Source organism: Vibrio misgurnus (assembly GCF_029635775.1).
GTDB classification, from domain to species: domain Bacteria; phylum Pseudomonadota; class Gammaproteobacteria; order Enterobacterales; family Vibrionaceae; genus Vibrio; species Vibrio chanodichtyis.
In genome coordinates this window covers 355,641-375,206 of record NZ_CP113241.1, presented here as the reverse complement: position 1 = coordinate 375,206, position 19,566 = coordinate 355,641, and the positions used below count along the sequence as shown (strand labels likewise).

The 19,566-nt window shown below is 49.6% G+C and carries 23 protein-coding genes; 17 read left to right on the top strand and 6 right to left on the bottom strand.

What is annotated here, in order from left to right:
- Positions 1-27: 27 nt before the first annotated feature.
- The 8 genes from OOK74_RS01835 (at position 28) to ruvX (ending at position 5,879) form a co-directional block, all read left to right on the top strand.
- On the top strand, positions 28-207 hold the full coding sequence (locus OOK74_RS01835; RefSeq protein WP_274723614.1) for a hypothetical protein: 180 nt from the start codon (positions 28-30) through the stop codon (positions 205-207).
- A gap of 151 nt (positions 208-358) precedes the next feature.
- Positions 359-1,516, top strand: a complete 1,158-nt coding sequence (gene metK, locus OOK74_RS01830; protein WP_274723615.1) for a methionine adenosyltransferase — start codon at positions 359-361, stop codon at positions 1,514-1,516.
- A 135-nt stretch (positions 1,517-1,651) separates the two neighbouring features.
- Positions 1,652-2,143, top strand: coding sequence for a SprT family zinc-dependent metalloprotease (locus OOK74_RS01825; RefSeq protein ID WP_278183006.1), 492 nt, complete (start codon positions 1,652-1,654; stop codon positions 2,141-2,143).
- A 155-nt stretch (positions 2,144-2,298) separates the two neighbouring features.
- On the top strand, positions 2,299-2,994 hold the full coding sequence (locus tag OOK74_RS01820) for an endonuclease I family protein (protein ID WP_278183005.1): 696 nt from the start codon (positions 2,299-2,301) through the stop codon (positions 2,992-2,994).
- A gap of 93 nt (positions 2,995-3,087) precedes the next feature.
- Positions 3,088-3,819, top strand: a complete 732-nt coding sequence (gene rsmE, locus OOK74_RS01815; protein ID WP_278183004.1) for a 16S rRNA (uracil(1498)-N(3))-methyltransferase — start codon at positions 3,088-3,090, stop codon at positions 3,817-3,819.
- Between the two features lie 13 nt (positions 3,820-3,832).
- Positions 3,833-4,789 (top strand): glutathione synthase, encoded by a 957-nt coding sequence (gene gshB, locus OOK74_RS01810; RefSeq protein WP_166013706.1) that lies wholly within the window; start codon positions 3,833-3,835, stop codon positions 4,787-4,789.
- Positions 4,790-4,823: 34 nt separating this feature from the next.
- The gene (locus tag OOK74_RS01805) at positions 4,824-5,387 is read left to right on the top strand and encodes a YqgE/AlgH family protein (protein ID WP_278183003.1); all 564 of its coding nucleotides are present in this window, start codon (positions 4,824-4,826) and stop codon (positions 5,385-5,387) included.
- 69 nt (positions 5,388-5,456) lie between these two features.
- Positions 5,457-5,879: a Holliday junction resolvase RuvX gene (gene ruvX / locus OOK74_RS01800; protein ID WP_274723620.1), complete on the top strand. Its 423-nt coding sequence runs from the start codon at positions 5,457-5,459 to the stop codon at positions 5,877-5,879.
- Between the two features lie 57 nt (positions 5,880-5,936).
- Here the strand turns inward: ruvX and tyrS are convergent, their stop codons facing one another.
- The 4 genes from tyrS to OOK74_RS01780 all read right to left on the bottom strand — a co-directional run bounded on the left by tyrS (position 5,937) and on the right by OOK74_RS01780 (position 10,378).
- A complete protein-coding gene (tyrS, locus tag OOK74_RS01795; RefSeq protein WP_278183002.1) occupies positions 5,937-7,223 on the bottom strand; it encodes a tyrosine--tRNA ligase in 1,287 nt (428 codons plus the stop codon).
- 121 nt (positions 7,224-7,344) lie between these two features.
- Positions 7,345-8,142, bottom strand: a complete 798-nt coding sequence (locus OOK74_RS01790; protein WP_278183001.1) for a helix-turn-helix transcriptional regulator — start codon at positions 8,140-8,142, stop codon at positions 7,345-7,347.
- Positions 8,143-8,220: 78 nt separating this feature from the next.
- The gene (locus tag OOK74_RS01785; protein ID WP_274723623.1) at positions 8,221-9,327 is read right to left on the bottom strand and encodes a PilT/PilU family type 4a pilus ATPase; all 1,107 of its coding nucleotides are present in this window, start codon (positions 9,325-9,327) and stop codon (positions 8,221-8,223) included.
- A gap of 13 nt (positions 9,328-9,340) precedes the next feature.
- Positions 9,341-10,378 carry a type IV pilus twitching motility protein PilT gene (locus OOK74_RS01780; protein ID WP_278183000.1) on the bottom strand — a complete coding sequence of 346 codons (1,038 nt, stop codon included), beginning with the start codon at positions 10,376-10,378 and terminating at the stop codon, positions 9,341-9,343.
- 25 nt (positions 10,379-10,403) lie between these two features.
- On the opposite strand from OOK74_RS01780, the gene OOK74_RS01775 reads away from it, so the two are divergent.
- From OOK74_RS01775 to hemW, 6 genes are all read left to right on the top strand, one after another.
- A complete protein-coding gene (locus OOK74_RS01775; protein ID WP_274723625.1) occupies positions 10,404-11,111 on the top strand; it encodes a YggS family pyridoxal phosphate-dependent enzyme in 708 nt (235 codons plus the stop codon).
- Between the two features lie 56 nt (positions 11,112-11,167).
- Complete coding sequence (proC, locus tag OOK74_RS01770; protein WP_278182999.1) at positions 11,168-11,986, top strand: pyrroline-5-carboxylate reductase; 819 nt, start codon at positions 11,168-11,170, stop codon at positions 11,984-11,986.
- A gap of 56 nt (positions 11,987-12,042) precedes the next feature.
- The gene (locus tag OOK74_RS01765) at positions 12,043-12,600 is read left to right on the top strand and encodes a YggT family protein (protein WP_274723627.1); all 558 of its coding nucleotides are present in this window, start codon (positions 12,043-12,045) and stop codon (positions 12,598-12,600) included.
- Positions 12,600-12,890 (top strand): DUF167 family protein YggU, encoded by a 291-nt coding sequence (gene yggU, locus OOK74_RS01760; protein WP_278182998.1) that lies wholly within the window; start codon positions 12,600-12,602, stop codon positions 12,888-12,890. Before OOK74_RS01765 ends, yggU begins: the two co-directional genes overlap by 1 nt.
- An 84-nt stretch (positions 12,891-12,974) precedes the next feature.
- Positions 12,975-13,577 carry an XTP/dITP diphosphatase gene (locus OOK74_RS01755; protein ID WP_278182997.1) on the top strand — a complete coding sequence of 201 codons (603 nt, stop codon included), beginning with the start codon at positions 12,975-12,977 and terminating at the stop codon, positions 13,575-13,577.
- The gene (hemW, locus tag OOK74_RS01750; RefSeq protein ID WP_278182996.1) at positions 13,571-14,746 is read left to right on the top strand and encodes a radical SAM family heme chaperone HemW; all 1,176 of its coding nucleotides are present in this window, start codon (positions 13,571-13,573) and stop codon (positions 14,744-14,746) included. The genes OOK74_RS01755 and hemW overlap by 7 nt, the downstream gene beginning before the upstream one ends.
- Before the next feature lie 121 nt (positions 14,747-14,867).
- Here hemW and glsB read toward each other — a convergent pair whose 3' ends face one another.
- Entirely contained in the window at positions 14,868-15,788 is a 921-nt protein-coding gene (gene glsB / locus OOK74_RS01745; protein WP_278182995.1) for a glutaminase B, read from the bottom strand.
- Between the two features lie 232 nt (positions 15,789-16,020).
- Positions 16,021-16,740: a tRNA (guanosine(46)-N7)-methyltransferase TrmB gene (trmB, locus tag OOK74_RS01740; RefSeq protein WP_277208422.1), complete on the bottom strand. Its 720-nt coding sequence runs from the start codon at positions 16,738-16,740 to the stop codon at positions 16,021-16,023.
- 183 nt (positions 16,741-16,923) lie between these two features.
- On the opposite strand from trmB, the gene mutY reads away from it, so the two are divergent.
- The 3 genes from mutY to mltC all read left to right on the top strand — a co-directional run bounded on the left by mutY (position 16,924) and on the right by mltC (position 19,499).
- On the top strand, positions 16,924-17,997 hold the full coding sequence (gene mutY, locus OOK74_RS01735) for an A/G-specific adenine glycosylase (protein WP_278182994.1): 1,074 nt from the start codon (positions 16,924-16,926) through the stop codon (positions 17,995-17,997).
- The gene (locus tag OOK74_RS01730; RefSeq protein ID WP_278182993.1) at positions 17,998-18,270 is read left to right on the top strand and encodes an oxidative damage protection protein; all 273 of its coding nucleotides are present in this window, start codon (positions 17,998-18,000) and stop codon (positions 18,268-18,270) included.
- Positions 18,271-18,371: 101 nt separating this feature from the next.
- A complete protein-coding gene (mltC, locus tag OOK74_RS01725) occupies positions 18,372-19,499 on the top strand; it encodes a membrane-bound lytic murein transglycosylase MltC (protein WP_274723634.1) in 1,128 nt (375 codons plus the stop codon).
- The last annotated feature ends 67 nt before the right edge of the window (positions 19,500-19,566 follow it).

The following is a 19,566-nucleotide window of genomic DNA, read 5'->3' as shown; positions in this document are numbered from 1 at the left end:
CTAAATGGAAGTAAGCGAAATGGAAAAATGCGGAAACTGAATGGCGGCTATTGTCGCAAAGCCCCCCTGCTGCTGCAAACGATTTACTGGTGGTTTACTCCGATTTTGTCACAGTTTTTAGCACATTGTTGGTTTGTAGTGGCAAAGCGAACTTTTTTGAGCAAACGTTTGGCTAGCGGCGAAACAGAAAAAGAGCTTGTAATTTGAGCTCTCGCCACTAGAATAGCCGTCTAGATGTAGAAACGCCTACAAAATGTACGAAATTGGTCGCTAGCGACCGTTGATACTCAAGCGACTTGCAACCGCAAGTAGCCAAGAGATACGTCGTTACCGAATAACCACAAATATTGGAGCTATCATGGCGATTAAGCACCTGTTTACTTCAGAATCAGTATCAGAAGGCCATCCAGATAAAATTGCAGACCAGATCTCTGATGCGGTTTTAGACGCAATTCTTGAGCAAGACCCGAAAGCTCGTGTTGCTTGCGAAACTTACGTCAAAACCGGCATGGTCATGGTCGGTGGTGAAATCACCACTTCAGCTTGGGTAGACATTGAAGAGTTAACCCGTCAAACCGTTAGCGAGATTGGCTACGTACACTCAGACATGGGCTTTGATGCCAACTCTTGTGCCGTACTGAACACCATCGGTAAACAATCGCCAGATATCAACCAAGGGGTTGATAAATCTGATCCTAAAGAGCAAGGCGCAGGCGACCAAGGCATCATGTTTGGTTATGCCACCAACGAAACTGAAGTGCTGATGCCAGCACCGATCACCTATGCTCACCGTCTGATGCAACGTCAAGCTGAAGTGCGTAAAAATGGCACTCTGCCATGGCTGCGTCCGGATGCAAAATCTCAGGTCACTTTCCAGTATGACCAAGGCAAGATCGTCGGTATCGATGCTGTGGTTCTGTCGACTCAACACTGTGACTCCATCTCGACCACAGATCTGCGTGAAGCAGTCATGGAAGAGATCATCAAGCCCGTTTTGCCAGCAGAATGGCTGAGCCAAGAGACCAAATACTTCATCAACCCAACCGGTCGCTTCGTGATCGGTGGCCCGATGGGTGACTGCGGTCTGACTGGACGTAAAATCATCGTTGATACCTACGGCGGCGCAGCACGTCACGGTGGTGGTGCTTTCTCTGGTAAGGATCCTTCGAAAGTTGACCGTTCAGCAGCTTATGCAGCTCGTTATGTTGCGAAAAACATCGTGGCGGCGGGGATGGCTGATCGCTGTGAGATCCAACTTTCTTACGCAATCGGTGTAGCGGATCCGACTTCAATCATGGTAGAAACCTTCGGTACTGAAAAAGTATCGCAAGAAATCATCATCGAAGCGGTGCGTCAATTCTTCGATCTGCGTCCATATGGCCTGCAAGAGATGCTGAATCTGCTGCAACCTATCTACAAGAAAACAGCCGCTTACGGCCACTTTGGTCGTGAAGAGTTTCCTTGGGAAGCGACGGACAAAGCTGCGCTACTGCGTGACTTCGCTGGTCTGAAGTAAAGATTGATCACTCAGGATTGATCGCTGATCTACCGCGATAATCTCAATATCGTTGGAGGCTCTTTCTCAGGAAAGGGCCTTTTTTATGCAATGCGAATCAGCAAGTGAGTCATAGTGAATGGAACATAGTCGCAAATGGTAAGTTTTGAGCTGCACGCTCAAGCTGAGCAGAAAATCCAACAATGTATCGCCACCGCCAGCGAAGCTTTGCAACACCCATTTAAAATCCCACAGCTCAATTACCGTTTGCGTGGCCGCGCCGCTGGTAAAGCCTACTTACAGCGCTGGGAAATCCGCCTCAATCCGGTATTGTTCGCTGAAAATGTCACCGACTTTCTTGGACAAGTGATCCCACACGAAATCGCCCACCTGATCACTTATCAATTATATGGCCGAGTACGCCCGCATGGCACTCAGTGGCAACAAATCATGCGGCAAGTTTTTAAACTTGAACCGAGCACTACCCACACCTTTTCGGTAGCTTCCGTGCAAGGTAATATGTTCAATTACCGCTGCGCCTGCCGCGAATACCCACTGACCATTCGCCGCCACAATAAAGTGCTGCGCGGTAAAGCCACCTATCGCTGCCAAAACTGCCAACACACGCTGATTTACCAACCAAGCTAACATAGCGGCATCTCTTCCCTGCCAATCAGCCACAGGCTAACTCAGCATATGGCCAGTCAATCGCGCTATTGGCGCCAACAACTAATAAAAGTATCAGCGACAGAGTCAATTTATGAGTGATAAACTGGTAGTAAACCTACTTTTCTAAGTCTTTTATGCTGATTGCTCGTTTATTGACGGCGTTGATTGCCAGCTTACCGCTGCTCACGCTAGCCGCCCCCAATTCCTTTAGTGGCGCAAAAATTGAAGCGCTGAAAATTTATCGCGATCATCCGATTTCATTTTACTGTGGTTGTGAGATCCGCTGGCAAGGCAAACAAGGCATCCCAGATTTAGACGGCTGCGGCTATCAAGTGCGTAAACAAGCCAATCGTGCCGCACGTATTGAGTGGGAACATGTGGTACCCGCTTGGCAATTTGGCCATCAACTGCAATGCTGGCAGCAAGGTGGGCGCAAAAACTGCGCGCGCACCAGTCCTGAGTTCAATCAAATGGAAGCAGATCTGCACAATCTGACTCCGGCGATCGGTGAAATCAATGGCGATCGTTCCAACTTTAATTTCAGTCAATGGTATGGGGTGGAGGGTGCAACTTACGGCCAGTGTGAAATGCAAATTAACTTTAAAGCACGTAAGGCGATGCCTCCCGAACGCGCCCGCGGAGCGATTGCACGCACTTACTTGTACATGAGCGAACGGTATGCATTTACGCTCTCCAAAGCACAAAGTCAGTTGATGCAAGCATGGAACAACCAATATCCAGTTAGTGAGTGGGAGTGTGAACGCGATCGACGCATAGCCAAAGTGCAAGGCAACGCCAACCGTTTTGTCCGTGAGCAGTGCCCAAACTGATCGGTACAATCTCGCCTTCCCCCTTGTATTTTGCCTAGCAAGCATCCATGTTAAAAGCCAGATGAGCTTGCTTAATGATTAGGAAATATCCGTATGCGCACCCCTCGAATTTATCATCCACAACCGATCCACCAGCTTGGCATCCTTGCTCTGAGTGAAGATGCAGCCGGACACATCGGTCGAGTGTTGCGAATGCAAGCTGGACAAGAAGTACTGCTATTCGATGGCTATGGCGCTGAATTTCCAGCCGTGATCAGTGAAGTCAGCAAAAAACAGGTGCTGGTGGAGATCACTGAGCGGGTCGAGAACAGCATAGAATCGCCGCTCGATTTACATCTTGGCCAAGTGATGTCACGCGGCGATAAGATGGAGTTCACCATCCAAAAATCGGTGGAGTTGGGCGTCACCACGATCACGCCGCTATTATCCGAACGTTGCGGCGTGAAGCTGGATGAAAAACGTTTTGAGAAAAAACTCCAGCAGTGGCAGAAAATCGCCATCAGCGCCTGTGAGCAGTGTGGTCGTAACACGGTGCCAGAAATCCGCCCGATCATGGATCTTGAGGCATGGTGCGCCGAGCCAACCACAGCGCTGAAACTCAACTTACATCCGCGCGCTAAATACTCGATCAACACCTTACCGCCCCCTGTCCAGCAAGTGCGTTTGTTGATCGGTCCTGAAGGCGGCTTATCGAGCGAAGAAATCGAGATGACTCGCCGCTACCAATTTGAAGAAACCTTGTTAGGGCCACGCGTGCTACGTACTGAAACCGCGGCCCTAACCGCGATTACCGCATTACAAGTTCGTTTCGGCGATCTTGGCTAACTGGAGATAAACCATGATTAAACTCGGCATTGTAATGGACCCGATTGCGTCCATTAACATCAAAAAAGATTCCAGCTTTGCCATGATGCTAGAGGCTCAGCGGCGCGGTTATGAAATCCATTATATGGAAATGAATGATCTCCACTTAGAGCAAGGGGTAGCATTGGCCGATACCAAGGTCGTCGAGCTAAAAGAAGATCCGAGCGGCTGGTATCAGATCAAATCCGAGCAAACCATCGCCTTATCGGAGTTGGATGCGATCTTAATGCGTAAAGATCCCCCATTTGATACCGAATACATCTACGCGACTTACATTTTGGAGCGGGCCGAAGACGATGGCGTGCTCGTGGTCAATAAGCCACAAAGTCTGCGCGATTGTAATGAAAAACTGTTTACCGCTTGGTTCCCAGAACTGACGCCAACCACGTTAGTCACCCGCAAAGCTGAAAAAATTAAAGCCTTTTATCAGCAACATGGCGATGTGATCCTCAAACCGCTCGACGGTATGGGTGGCAGCTCGATTTTCCGCGTTAAGCAGGGCGATCCTAACCTTTCGGTGATCATTGAAACCTTAACCAACCTCGGTCAAAACTACTGCATGGCGCAGACCTTTGTGCCGGACATCAGCAATGGGGATAAACGCATTTTAGTGGTCGATGGTGAGCCAATGCCATACTGCTTAGCACGTATTCCAGCACAAGGCGAAACGCGTGGCAACTTAGCGGCAGGTGGGCGTGGAGAACCGCGCCCGCTGAGTGAAACCGATAAAAAAATTGCCCTGGCGGTCGCGCCGACCCTCAAAGAGAAAGGGTTACTGTTTGTCGGTCTCGATGTGATTGGCGATAAGCTGACCGAGATTAATGTCACTAGCCCAACTTGTATTCGTGAAATTGAAGCGGCATACGACATTTCCATCACCGGCAAACTGATGGATGCGATTGAGCGCCGCCTAAAAGCGAGCGCGATGTGACCCAGCCGTGCAATCAGAGAGAGGTGCAACCTGAATGAATCTTAGCAATCATTTTCTGATCGCAATGCCGAGCATGAAGGATCCTTACTTCAAGCGCAGTGTGATTTATCTGTGTGAACACAATGAAGAGGGTGCGATGGGGCTGATGATCAACGCGCCGCTCGATGTGACGGTCGGTGGCATGCTCAAGCAGGTTGAGATTGAACCGGCTTATCCGCTCTCTCAGCAAGCCAGCCTCAATCAGCCAGTGTTCAATGGTGGTCCGGTCGCTGAAGATCGTGGGTTTATTCTGCATCGACCACGCGATCATTACGAAGCGAGCCTTAACATGACCGATCAGATCGTAGTCACCACCTCGAAAGATATTCTCACTGTGCTGGGAACTGATGCTGAACCTGAAAACTACATCGTGGCGCTCGGTTATTCCGGTTGGACAAGCGGTCAATTAGAAATGGAGTTGAAAGAGAACGCTTGGCTGACCATCGAAGCGGATCCTGAACTGATTTTTAACACGCCTATCCATCAAAAATGGCAAAAAGCGATCCAAAAACTCGGCATTTCGCCAGCGCAATTATCTAGCGATGCAGGCCACGCCTAACTGAGACAATGGCCACCAAGGGTGGCCTTCTATTTACAGCAAGCAAGATTGACGGCAAGAGAAATTCCCATGTCACGTACTATTATGGCGTTTGATTACGGCACCAAAAGTATTGGCAGTGCGATAGGCCAAGAAATTACTGGCACCGCATCGCCCTTAAAAGCCTTTAAGGCTAATGACGGCATTCCCAATTGGGATGACATTGCCAAGCAAATCAAAGAGTGGCAACCCAATTTACTGATTGTTGGCCTACCCACCGATCTGCATGGCAACGATCTGCAAACCATCACCCCGCGCGCCAAAAAATTTGCCCAGCGTTTGCATGGTCGCTTTGGTTTACCGGTTGAGCTGCATGATGAGCGCCTTTCCACCACCGAAGCGCGCGCCGAGCTGTTTGCGATGGGCGGCTACAAAGCGCTGAGCAAAGGCAATGTCGATTGCCAATCCGCGGTGATCATTTTAGAAAGTTGGTTTGAACAACAGTGGGGCTAATGCCCCACTCTATACCTAAACAACTTGAAGTAGGATGGGTATAGCCGCTGATGAATATTACTCGGCTAAGCCTGCCAATTTGATCAAGGCAAACTGCTTTTTGCCCCGTTGCAACACATAATATTGATCAAACAGCGCAAAGCCGGATAACACGCCCTCTTGCGCTACTCGCTCACCATTAACCCGAATCGCCCCTTGCGCTAACCACTCGCGCGCTTGACGCTTAGAGCTGGCTAAGCCTGAGCTGAGCAACAAATCGAGTAACGTATCGGTGCGCGATGCAGCCACACAAGGTAGACCATCTTGCTCTAACTGGCGCAGCTCACTTAAACTGAGAGTGCTTAAATCACCACTAAACATCGCTTGAGTGATGCGCTGCGCGGCAGCTAAACCTTGTTCACCATGCACTAAACGCGTCACCTGCTCCGCCAAAATCTGCTGCGCCTGCGGTTTACCAGCACACTGCGTATCGGCTTGGCGAATGTTCTCAATCTGCGCCATGCTCAAAAAAGTGTAATAGGCCAAGAAGCGGTACACATCGGCATCATCACTGTTGAGCCAAAACTGGTAAAAACGGTACGGTGAGGTTTTACTGCTCTCTAACCACACAGCGCCCGTTTCGGTTTTACCAAATTTAGTCCCATCAGATTTGGTGATCAGCGGCAGAGTTAAACCATACACTTCCGTCCCATTGAGGCGACGGGTTAAATCAATCCCACTGACAATGTTCCCCCATTGATCATTGCCACCGATTTGCAACACACAAGCAAACTCACGATTAAGATGAGCAAAGTCGTAGGACTGTAGCAAAGAATAACTGAACTCGGTAAATGAGATACCTTGATCGGGGCGGGCTAAACGCTGTTTCACCGACTCACGGTTGATCATGCTATTGACCGAAAAATGCTTACCCACATCGCGGAAAAAATCGATCAGATTGATCTGGCTGATCCAGTCCGCATTGTTGACCGTGATCAGTGGCATGCGGTTCTGATCTGAGCGCTGACCACTCATGATCTGGCTGATTTGCTGACTTAAATCGCCCACCCACTGCTCAACCGTTGCCGCACTATTCAGTACCCGCTCATTGGCTTTAAAGCTCGGATCGCCAATCATGCCGGTTGCCCCACCGATCAAAGCCAGTGTTTGGTGTCCTGCCTGTTGAAAGCGTTTAAGCATCAGCAACGGCACTAAATGACCAATATGCAAACTGCCCGCCGTTGGATCAAAGCCACAGTACAAGACTTGCGGTGTGGCAAAGCGCTCAATCAGCGCCTCAAGCGGGGTACTTTGCGCGATCAAACCGCGCTGTTGTAAATCATCAAACAGTTGTGCTGAATTCATTTGGCCTCCGAAAGTGTTCATCCACAGAGTAACCAACTTTAAACGCCGAACGCGATGTCCCTAAAGGGACAATCTGAGTGATTAAGCGTTGCCAGCAACAAACCATGATAAGCCGCTCGCCTTACTGCGAGGTGCTACCAATCAGATGATTGAGAAACAGTTGAAACAGCTCACTTAACGAGCTGACATGCAATTGAGCATAAATCCGTTTGCGATGATTTTTGACCGTGCCGTGGCTGATCGCGAGTTGATCGGCAATCTCTTGTGAATCGAAACCTTGGATCAACAGTGTGGTAATTTGTTGCTCACGCCGACTTAAACGCTGCGCACCGAAGCTGTGGATCGCCTGCTCAACCCAAGCACGTAACTCTTGGCTGGGCTGACCGCTTTCCGCTAACCACAGTGGCTGTTGCTGCCAGTGCTGCTGACATAAGGCTTCCAATACAGTAAACCGCTGTTGCAATGCGGCAATCTGTTGGCGTGGAAAAGAGCGCGCGGTGAAGCAGCCGAGATACACCACAATCGAACGATCGCCATCCAGCTTGACCAACAGACTCACTTCATCTTGCCAACCGGTTTGCGCATAAAACTGATGTTGATAGGCTTGTTGCTGCGCATTAAGAGGTTGCAGATCGGCAAGATGAAACACGCCTGAACGTGACTCTTGTTCAAGTGCCACATAGAAAGGATCATCGAGATAAGCGTAAGTCAAATAACGTTGAAACAGCAACTCACGTTGGCTAGACAGGGAATCATACAGATAGATCGGGTGTTTGTTGCGGCGATAACCCAAGATCACCGCACAATCAAAATCGGCGATCTTCGCCAACCATGCGACCAAGCGTGAGGTAAATTGCGCCGTTTTCAGCGCGGCAATCGCTTCACCTAAGGCTAGATATTCTTGAGTGGTCACCTGCACGGTACATTCACCTTGATTGACAATAATCCAAGCGCAGTATGCTCAATCACTCTCGGATCGACTACCCCAATGATCATGTTATTCCATATCAATTTGCACATTGTGCAGAGCACCACTTGAGTAGTGAGTGCCACGCTTGGTTTTGAGCATCAAACGCAGATCGTTGGCCGAATCAGCGCTGTGTAGCGCATCTTGCTCATTGATTTTGTCATCCACCACCAATTGATACAGCGCTTGATCAAAGGTCTGCATACCAATTTCTTGCGAGCGCGCCATAGTAGTTTTCAGCTCATGCAGCTCACCACGCCGAATTAAATCAGCAATGCGCGGACTATTGAGCAAAATTTCAAACACCCCATGCCGGCCTTGGCCGTGCTTATCACGCAGCAACTGTTGACCAATCACCCCTTTGAGATTGAGCGATAAGTCGAGTAAAAATTGCTCGCGCTGCTCTTTAGGCACCAAATGCAAAATGCGCTCTAAGGCTTGGTTGGCATTGTTGGCGTGCAAAGTGGCCATACACAAATGACCGGTTTCGGCAAAAGTCATCGCGTATTCCATCGTCTCTCGGCTACGGATTTCACCAATCAAGATCATATCTGGCGCTTGGCGTAGCGAGTTTTTCAGCGCCACTTCATAACTTTCGGTATCCAGCCCCACTTCACGTTGAGTGACGATGCAGCGCTGATGCTCATGCACAAACTCAATCGGATCTTCCACGGTTAAAATGTGCCCAGTACGATGCTGATTCCGATAACCGGTCATCGCCGCCATAGTGGTCGATTTACCTGAGCCCGTGGCCCCAACCACCAGCACTAAACCGCGTTTGGCAATCGCCAAATTTTGTAGCACCGCCGGCAAGTTAAGCTCTTCAAAAGTCGGGATCTGGGTTTCAATACGGCGGATCACCGCCCCCGGCAGCTCACGCTGAAAAAAAGCACTGACCCGAAATCGACCACTGTCGCGTACCACGGCAAAGTTCGCTTCACGAGTCTGCTTAAATTCGGCTTGCCGCGCGTCATCCATCATCGCATTCAGCAACGTGGTCACCTGTGCCATATTGAGCACTTCACCTTGTGCGCGCAGTTCGCCATCAACCCGATATAACATCGGTGCGCCCACGGTAATGTACAGATCCGATGCTTTATGCGTCAGCATACCATCCAGATATTGATTTAAATCCATCGTGTTTCCCTGCTTAAAATCCTTTTAAATCCATTTCGATTTTGTGCTGTGCTTGCTCAGCATCGACCACTCCACGGGCGATCAGCTGTCTGGCATTTTGCTCCATGGTTTGCATACCATGTGCCGCGCCAGTTTGAATAATCGAATACATCTGCGCCACTTTATCTTCGCGGATCAAATTGCGGATCGCAGGCGTAGCCAACATGATCTCATGACAAGCGATCCGCCCACCGCCGACCCGTTTGAGCAGATTCTGTGCAATGACCGCACGCAGCGATTCCGAGAGCATGGAGCGCACCATATCTTTATCACTGCCTGGGAAAACATCGATGATCCGGTCAATGGTTTTGGCCGCCGAGCTGGTGTGCAAAGTACCAAACACCAAGTGCCCAGTTTCTGCTGCGGTGAGCGCCAAACTGATGGTTTCTTGATCGCGCAGCTCTCCGACTAAAATCACATCCGGATCTTCACGCAGCGCCGAGCGCAGCGCATTTTTAAAACTGTGGGTATCACGATGAACTTCACGTTGATTAATCAAACATTTGTTGTTGCTGTGCACAAACTCAATCGGATCTTCAATGGTTAAAATATGCTTGTTATGGTGAGCATTGACGTAATCGACCATTGCCGCCAACGTGGTTGATTTGCCCGATCCGGTTGGCCCAGTCACCAAGACTAAGCCTTTTTCATAATTGGCGATTTTGCTGAAAATTTCTGGAGCCTCGAGCTGCTCTAAGCTGGGGATCACGCTTGGAATGGTACGAAATACCGCCGAAGCGCCACGCGCTTGATGGAATGCGTTGACCCGAAAGCGCCCCACATTCGGCAACTCAAAGGAGAAATCGACTTCCAGTTTCTCTTCATACTCACTGCGCTGGGCATCATTCATGATTTCAAACACCAAGCGATGCACCTCAGAATGACTAAAAGCCGGCACGCCAAGCTTCCTAACTTCGCCATCAATCCGTACCATAGGTGGAACACCTGCGGAAAGGTGTAGATCGGATGCGTTATGCTTTACACTGAACTCCAGTAACTCGGCGATATCCATTTAAATTCCTTAATAAAGTCTGGCTATGCGTAGTATTCAACAAAACATTGAACATATCACGGCACAGATCGCAAGCGCGCAACAAAAATGTGGCCGCGCTCGAAGCTCTGTGCAACTTCTCGCGGTAAGTAAAACCAAACCTGTCGCGGCGATTGTGGCCGCCACCGAAGCCGGTCAACGCTGCTTTGGTGAAAACTATGTACAGGAAGGGGTGGATAAAATCCGCTATTTTGCCGAACATCATCCACAGTTGGCACTAGAATGGCACTTTATTGGTCCACTCCAATCCAATAAAACCCGCTTAGTGGCTGAGCATTTTGACTGGGTACAGAGCATTGAGCGCGACAAAATTGCCCTGCGCCTCAATCAACAGCGCCCTGCGCATCTGCCGCCATTGCAAGTGCTGATCCAAGTCAATACCAGCGGTGAAGCCTCAAAATCGGGTATCGAACCGCAGCAATTATTTACACTCGCTGAATTGATTTCTGGTCTACCAAACCTCACTTTAAGAGGATTGATGTCGATTCCGGAAAACGTGACCGATTACCCAGCCCAATTGGCGGCATTCACCCAATTGGCACAGTTACAGCAGCAACTGGCGCAAAAATATCCGCACATTGATACCTTATCGATGGGAATGAGTGGCGATATGCCTGCCGCAATTGCCGCAGGTAGCACTATGGTACGGATTGGCACCGCCATTTTTGGCGAGCGAGATTACCCGCGCGCTTAAGCGAGAATCCGCCCGGCGATGATACTGGGTGAGCAGTTAAACATTGAGAGCATCGAATGGAACACAGAAGTATTGCCTTTATTGGTGCCGGTAACATGGCACACGCCATTATTGCTGGCTTAATTGCAAGCGGCTACCCCGCAACTCAAATTGTGGCTAGCGCGCCATCATTAACTCGCCGTCAGCCTTTAGAAACGCAATACGGCATTCGCACCACCAGCGATAACCTAGCCGCAGCGCAACACGCGGATGTTGTGGTATTAGCGGTTAAACCGCAGCTAATGGCCGAGGTGTGTAAACCGCTACAAAACGTCGATTTCTCAGGCAAATTGGTGATTTCGATTGCCGCAGGCATTAGCGTGCAGCGCCTTAATCAAATGCTCGCCACTGAGCTTAATGTCGTGCGCGTGATGCCCAATACCCCATCTTTGGTAAACCTTGGCATGAGCGGCTTATACGCGCCGGATTCGGTGAGCCAAGCCGATAAAACCTTTACCACGCAACTGATGCAAAGCGTCGGTGAAGTATGCTGGGTAGAAAAAGAATCCGCCATCAACAGCGTGATTGCCGCGGCGGGCAGTGCTCCGGCTTATTTCTTCTTATTTATGCAAGCCATGCAACAAGAAGCGATGGCGCAAGGCTTTGATCAAGCAACAGCCCGCCTATTAGTGCAACAATCGGCACTCGGCGCAGCAGCAATGGTCAAAGCCAATCCAGAGCTCTCACTGGCCACCTTGCGTGAACAAGTCACCTCAAAAGGTGGTACGACAGCACAAGCGATCCAGACTTTTAACGATCACCAACTGAGCGAGATTGTTGCCAAAGCGATGCAAGCGGCCGTCGCACGTGCACAAGAAATGGAACAACTGTTTTAATATTCCAACGGTTTCGCCTCTTCAATGAGCGACCGCCAAATCACTAAGGGCAATTTATGAATTCAATGAGCTTTCTTATCAATACGCTGTTTGATCTCTATATTATGGTGGTCATTTTGCGCATTTGGCTGCAAGCCGCACGCGCGGATTTCTACAATCCGTTTTCACAATTTATCGTCAAGGTGACTCAGCCAGTGGTTGGCCCCTTGCGCCGCATGATCCCATCGCTCGGCAGTATTGATTTGGCTACCGTACTGTTTGCCTATCTGCTGTGCGTGCTGAAATACGTCGCCTTGGTGCTGATTGCCTCTAGCGGTGCAGTCTCTTTCAGTGCCGACTTCCTCTACCTAGGTTTGCTCTCTTTGATTAAAGCGGCCGGCGGCTTACTGTTCTGGGTCTTGTTGATCCGCGCGATCCTCAGTTGGGTCAGCCAAGGCCGTAGCCCGATTGAATACGTGTTCCACCAATTGACGGAACCGATGCTCGCACCGATCCGTCGCATTCTACCCGCGATGGGCGGTTTTGATTTCAGCGTACTGGTGTTGTTTATCGCGCTGCAATTTGCCAATTTCTTAATCGGCGATCTGATTGGCCCGATTTGGTATCAGCTATAATGGTTGCTGCGTGGCGAGAAGGGCAAGATTTACTGCTGCGGCTCTATATTCAACCCAAAGCCAGCCGCGACACGATTGTTGGCGTGCATGGTGATGAGCTAAAAATCGCCATCACCGCTCCGCCCGTTGATGGTAAAGCCAATGCCCACTTGGGCAAGTTTCTCGCCAAGCAGTGCAAAGTAGCAAAAGGCTCGGTACTGATTGAAAAAGGCGAACAGGGGCGACATAAGCAAGTGCGCATCCTACAGCCCAGTCAAATCCCGAGCGAAATTGCCAGCTTAATCGCCTAATCCGACTCCCTCCTTGAGGGAGTTTTTATCGAATACGCCACGCCGACGCGCTCGGCCAAGCAAATATTGAATACAGAGAACAACATGAAAAAGATCGTTTTAGCTACCGGCAATCAAGGTAAAGTGCGTGAAATGGCCGATTTATTGGCCGACTTTGGCTTTGATGTGATCGCACAAAGCGAATTTAACCTGACCGAAGCGGCCGAAACCGGTACGACCTTTATCGAAAATGCGATCATCAAAGCGCGCCACGCCGCGAAAATGACCGGTTTGCCAGCGATTGCGGATGATTCCGGTTTGGAAGTGGATTATCTGCACGGCGCGCCCGGCATTTATTCCGCACGCTATGCCGGTGAAAATGCCAGTGATAGCGACAACCTCAACAAACTGTTAGCCGCGATGCAAGGTGTGCCAGAGTCAGAGCGCAGTGCGCGTTTTCACTGCGTGTTGGTGTTGATGCGCCACGCCGATGATCCAACGCCTATCGTTTGTCACGGTAAATGGGAAGGCAAAATTCTCACCACGCCACACGGCAGCAATGGCTTTGGTTACGATCCGATCTTCTGGGTGGCTGAGCACAACTGCGCATCTGCCGAGCTAGAGCCAGCGCGTAAAAAGCAGTTGTCACACCGAGCGCAGGCGCTGCAAAAATTGTTCGCCGCATTGCAAGAGCAGCACACATGCTAACGCCTCCGCTGCTAAGCTTATACATCCATATTCCGTGGTGTGTGCAAAAATGCCCATACTGCGATTTCAACTCGCACGCACAAAAAGGCGAGATCCCTGAACAAGACTATTTGGCGGCGCTGCTTGACGATCTGGATCGTGATATTGAACGCTACCAACTCAAAACCGATGATCGCTTACTGCACTCCATCTTTATTGGCGGTGGAACACCGAGCCTGATCTCTGCCGAGGGGATCGCCGATTTACTGCAACAGGTCGCCAAACGGATTGCCTTTGATCCGGCCATCGAAATCACTATGGAAGCCAACCCTGGCACCATAGAAGCGCAGCGCTTTGCCGCTTATCGCCGTGCAGGCGTTACACGGATTTCGATTGGGGTACAAAGCTTTGCTCCAGAAAAATTAGCACGTTTAGGGCGTATTCACGGTCAGCAAGAGGCGGTTCGCGCCGCACAATTGGCTCACCAAATTGGCTTAAATAGCTTTAATTTAGATCTGATGCATGGCCTACCGGATCAAACCACTGAGCAGGCACTTGCCGATCTGGATCAAGCGATTGCGCTCAATCCACCTCACCTATCTTGGTATCAATTGACGATTGAACCCAACACCCTGTTTTACTCCAAGCCGCCACAGCTACCGGATGAAGATGCACTGTGGGATATTTTCGAGCTTGGCCATCAAAAACTGAGTGATGCCGGTTATGTGCAGTATGAGATTTCGGGTTACAGCAAACCGGGCTATCAGTGTCAACATAATCTCAATTATTGGCGTTTTGGCGACTATCTCGGGATTGGCTGTGGTGCGCATGGCAAATTAAGTTTTGCGGATGGGCGTATTCTCCGAACCAGCAAAACTAAGCATCCACGCGGTTATTTGGCCGCGCTCAATAATTTGACCAAAGCGTATTTGGATAGTGAGCAGTGGGTGGCCGATCAAGACAAGCCGTTTGAGTTCTTTATGAACCGTTTTCGCTTAATTGAAGCGTGTCCCAAAGCCGATTTTACGGCCCGAACCGGACTCACGCTTGAAGTGATCCGCCCCACCATCGAGTGGGCGCTCAGTGAAGGTTATCTCAGTGAAGATGAACTGCACTGGCAAATCACCCAAAAGGGTAAACTGTTTCTCAATGATCTGCTTGCCGCCTTTATGGCCGATGACGAAGAATAAGAAAGAGGCGCGTGCGCCTCTTGGTTTTTATCTTTAATCCCCATAAGCATAGATACACTATGTGATTGGGGTGAGCGAATGCTGCCAACACCGCTGCGGCTTCAAGTAGCAAGGGGATAGCTTAAAAAATTGAACGACCAATCCGCTGCGCGAGTAACTCTAACGCGCGAGTGCCGGCAAGCGAGTTACCCGATGGATCCAATGCCGGAGACCATACTGCGATGGTCATCTCACCAGGTACCACCGCAACAATGCCACCGCCAACCCCAGATTTGCCGGGCATGCCAACTCGATAAGCAAACTCACCGGCACCATCGTACAACCCACAGGTCGCGAGTAGGGCATTCATTTGTTTACTTTGCGTCGCAGTGATCACGCTCTGCCCTGTCACTACCGAAACCCCTTTATTAGCCAGATAGCTGAAGGTTTGCGCCAATTCAACACAGCTCATTTTCAAAGCGCAGGCATGAAAATAGTTGTGCAGCACGGGGATCACTTCATTGTCAAAGTTACCAAATGAACGCATCAAATAGGCAATCGCCGCATTACGATCGCTATGCATCATCTCCGAAGCCGCCACTACTTTGTCATACGCAATTTGCGGCTCGCCACTCAGTTGCCGAACAAACTCCAACAAACGCTGGCGCGGAGCCGACAAGCGACTGTGTAGCATATCGCTGACCACAATCGCCCCTGCGTTAATAAATGGATTACGCGGAATGCCTTGCTCCATTTCGAGCTGAATTAAAGAGTTAAACGCCTGACCCGATGGCTCCTTACCGACACGGCACCACAACTCAGCGGGCTGATACAAGCCCATCGCCAAAGTGAGACTCAGTACTTTGGAAATCGACTGAATCGAAAACCTTTCTTGCGCATCGCCCGCGCTGATCACTTCACCTTGATTGGTGAATACCGCAATGGCTAATTTATCGCGCGATACTTTACCGAGCGCGGGAATGTAATCGGCCACTTTGCCTTGGCGAGTGAGGGGGCGAACCTCTTCAACAATGCTGGCTAAAATCTCTGCGCTTGGCTTCATGATTGGCTCTTTAAGATGGGTTTAGCTCTCACTACCTTAGCAGATAGTAGCCGGAGGATAAGGGTCAAAAAAGCCAACATCAGATGTTGGCTTAAGCAAAATTTCCATACCTAAACGACTTGAAGTTGCAGGTAGGTGGCAAGTGAGTTCATCCCCATCAGCATAGACAGACTATGTAATTGGGGTGAATGAACATCGCCAACACCGCTGCAGCGTCAAGTGGCAAGGATATTTAAGCGGTGCGTTGGTACTTGATATCCCACACCCCATGGCCGAGGCGATGGCCGCGCTGCTCGAATTTGGTCAGCGGACGCTCATCAGGACGCGGGATGTAACTGCCTTCGCTGGCCAAGTTAGCAAAACCAGGCGCTTGATCCATCACTTCAATCATATGTTCGGCGTAGTTTTCCCAGTCGGTCGCCATGTGGAAGACACCACTGCCGATGATCAATTTTTGACGCACCATTTCAGCAAATTCAAGCTGCACAATACGGCGTTTATGGTGACGCTTTTTGTGCCAAGGATCTGGGAAGAACAGTTGCAAAGTATGCAGGCTATTATCTGGGATCATATGAGCAAACACTTCAACCGCATCGTGGCACATAACACGTAGATTGGTCACGCCCGCTTCACGCGCTGAGGCCAAACAAGCGCCCACACCAGGGCTGTGTACTTCAATACCGATGAAATTTTTGTGCGGTGCGTTTTTCGCCATTTCAACCAGTGACGCGCCCATGCCAAAACCAATTTCCAGCACAACTGGATTGGTGTTGCCAAACACCTGTTGCCAATCCAATAACTCTGGCTGGTAATCAATGCCCATGGTTGGCCAGCACTCTTTCATTGCGGCTTCCTGGCCTTTGGTCAAACGACCTTCACGACGCACAAAGCTACGGATCCGACGCAGCACTTTGCCATCTTCGGTGAATTCCTGGGTGATCACTTCGCTCATTTGTATTGCCTGCCCATTGCTAAATCAGAGCGGGAATTATCCAAAGAATCGCCAACGGTGCAAGTGTTATTCGCACTCATCAAACATCCCATCTCAATATCCTTATGATTTGTCGGTTGTACTTCATCCTCGATCTGTGGTGCAATTTTACCATCAACATTAAACAACCATAATGAGCAAGTCGTGACCCCTTTCGCACAAGCGATCCTTACTTGGTATGACGCCTACGGCCGCAAAAATCTGCCGTGGCAGCAACACAAAAATGCGTATCGCGTTTGGTTATCTGAAATCATGTTACAGCAGACCCAAGTCGCGACCGTGATCCCCTATTTTGCGCGCTTTTTAGAGCGCTTCCCAACCGTGCAAGCGTTGGCCAAGGCAGAGCAAGATGAAGTGCTGCATTTTTGGACCGGACTTGGCTACTACGCCAGAGCGCGCAACCTGCACAAAGCGGCGCAAATGGTCGTGAGTGAATATGGCGGTGAGTTTCCCACCGATTTAGAGCAGATGAATGCGCTACCCGGCGTTGGCCGCTCCACCGCAGCTGCGGTACTCTCTTCGGTGTATCAAAAACCGCATGCCATTTTAGATGGCAATGTAAAACGCACCTTGGCACGCTGCTTTGCCGTGGAAGGTTGGCCGGGGCAGAAAAGCGTTGAAAATCAATTGTGGCATTACGCCCAAATGCATACCCCTCAAGTGGATGTCGATAAATACAACCAAGCTATGATGGATATGGGCGCGCTGATCTGCACCCGCAGCAAACCTAAATGCAGTCTATGCCCAGTGGCCTCGTTTTGTGTGGCTAAACAGCAAGGCAATCCGCAAGATTATCCGGGCAAAAAACCGAAAAACGACAAGCCAGTCAAAGCCACTTGGTTTGTTATGCTCTATCACGATAATGCCGTGTGGCTTGAACAACGCCCGCAAAGCGGCATTTGGGGCGGCCTCTACTGCTTCCCACAATCGGACAGCGCCAATATTCAAACCCGCCTCGATCAGCGGGCGATTGATGATCACACCATCAGCGAGCAACAAACGCTGATCGCCTTTCGCCACACTTTTAGCCACTATCATCTGGATATTACGCCGATCTTGCTGCAATTAAAGCGCAAACCAGACATCATCATGGAAGGCTGCAAAGGTCTTTGGTATAACTTAACTCAACCCGATGCGATTGGTTTGGCTGCGCCAGTCAAACAACTGCTGCACAGCTTACCATTCGACATTGATCGCCACATTAAAGAGGAAGCGTGAATGGCTCGCACCGTATTTTGTACCCGACTCAATAAACAAGCTGCTGGCTTAGATTTCCAGCTCTACCCCGGTGAATTAGGCAAACGTATTTTCGATAACATTTGTCAAGAAGCTTGGGCGCAATGGCAAAGCAAACAAACCATGTTAATCAATGAGAAAAAGCTCAATATGATGGATCCCGAGCACCGTAAACTGCTTGAACAAGAAATGATCAACTTCTTGTTTGAAGGCAAAGAAGTCCACATCGAAGGTTATACTCCGCCGAGCAAGTAACAAATTTCGCATTTCATCTGCCGATAAAAAATGACATCATACCAATTGGTTATGATGTCATTTTCGCATCAGGAGTAGCGAAAGTTCGCTTTAGGAGGCGCATGAGAACGTTAGTGCTATGTATCACCACACTATTATTGAGTGGCTGTAGTCGTGAATTTATTGAGAAAATTTACGACGTGGATTACCAACCCACTAACCGCTTCGCTAAGAACTTAGCGCAACTTCCCGGCCAGTTTGAGAAAGATACCGCCGCGTTAGATGCATTGATCAATAGTTTCTCTGGCAATATTGAAAAACGCTGGGGACGCCGCGAGCTCAAAATCGCCGGCAAAAACAATTACGTCAAATACATAGATAATTACCTCAGCCGCGCAGAAGTGAATTTCAGCGAAGGGCGGATCATCGTCGAAACCGTTTCCCCTACCGATCCGAAAGCACATTTACGTAATGCGATCATCACCACCTTACTCACCCCAGATGATCCGGCCAATGTTGACCTATTCTCCTCGAAAGATATTCAACTGAAAGGCCAGCCCTTTTTGTACCAACAAGTACTCGATCAAGATGGGCAAGCGATCCAGTGGTCATGGCGCGCCCAGCGCTATGCCGATTATCTGATCGCCAAACATCTGAAAGTGAAACAAGTGGATTTCAAAAAAGCCTACTACGTCGAGATCCCGATGGTTAAAGATCAAGTGGAGATCCGTGGTTATAAATACGCCAATATCGTGCGCCGCGCGGCACAAAAGTACGATATTCCGGAAGATCTGATCTATGCGATCATTAAAACCGAAAGTAGCTTCAACCCCTATGCGGTCAGTTGGGCCAATGCTTATGGGCTAATGCAAGTGGTGCCGAAAACCGCCGGTCGCGATGTGTTTAAACTGGTTAAAAATCGTTCCGGCGAACCGACGCCTGAGTACCTGTTTAACCCCGAAAACAATATTGATACCGGAACCGCCTATTTTTACATTTTAAAAAATCGCTATTTGAAAGATGTTCGCCATCCAACCTCGCTCGAATACAGCATGATTTCGGCTTATAACGGTGGCACTGGCGGGGTATTAAATACCTTTAGCAAAGATCGCCAGCGTGCGATGCGTGATCTTAATGGCTTACAACCCAATCAAGTCTATTGGGCGCTGACCAAAAAACATCCCAACGCCGAAGCACGCCGTTACCTAGAAAAAGTGACTCAATTTAAGAAAGAATTTAATGCTGGCTAATAACTGGCCTAGCTTTGTTTAAATTATCTGCAAACAAACTGATTTGGCGAATTTTTTCAAAAAACAG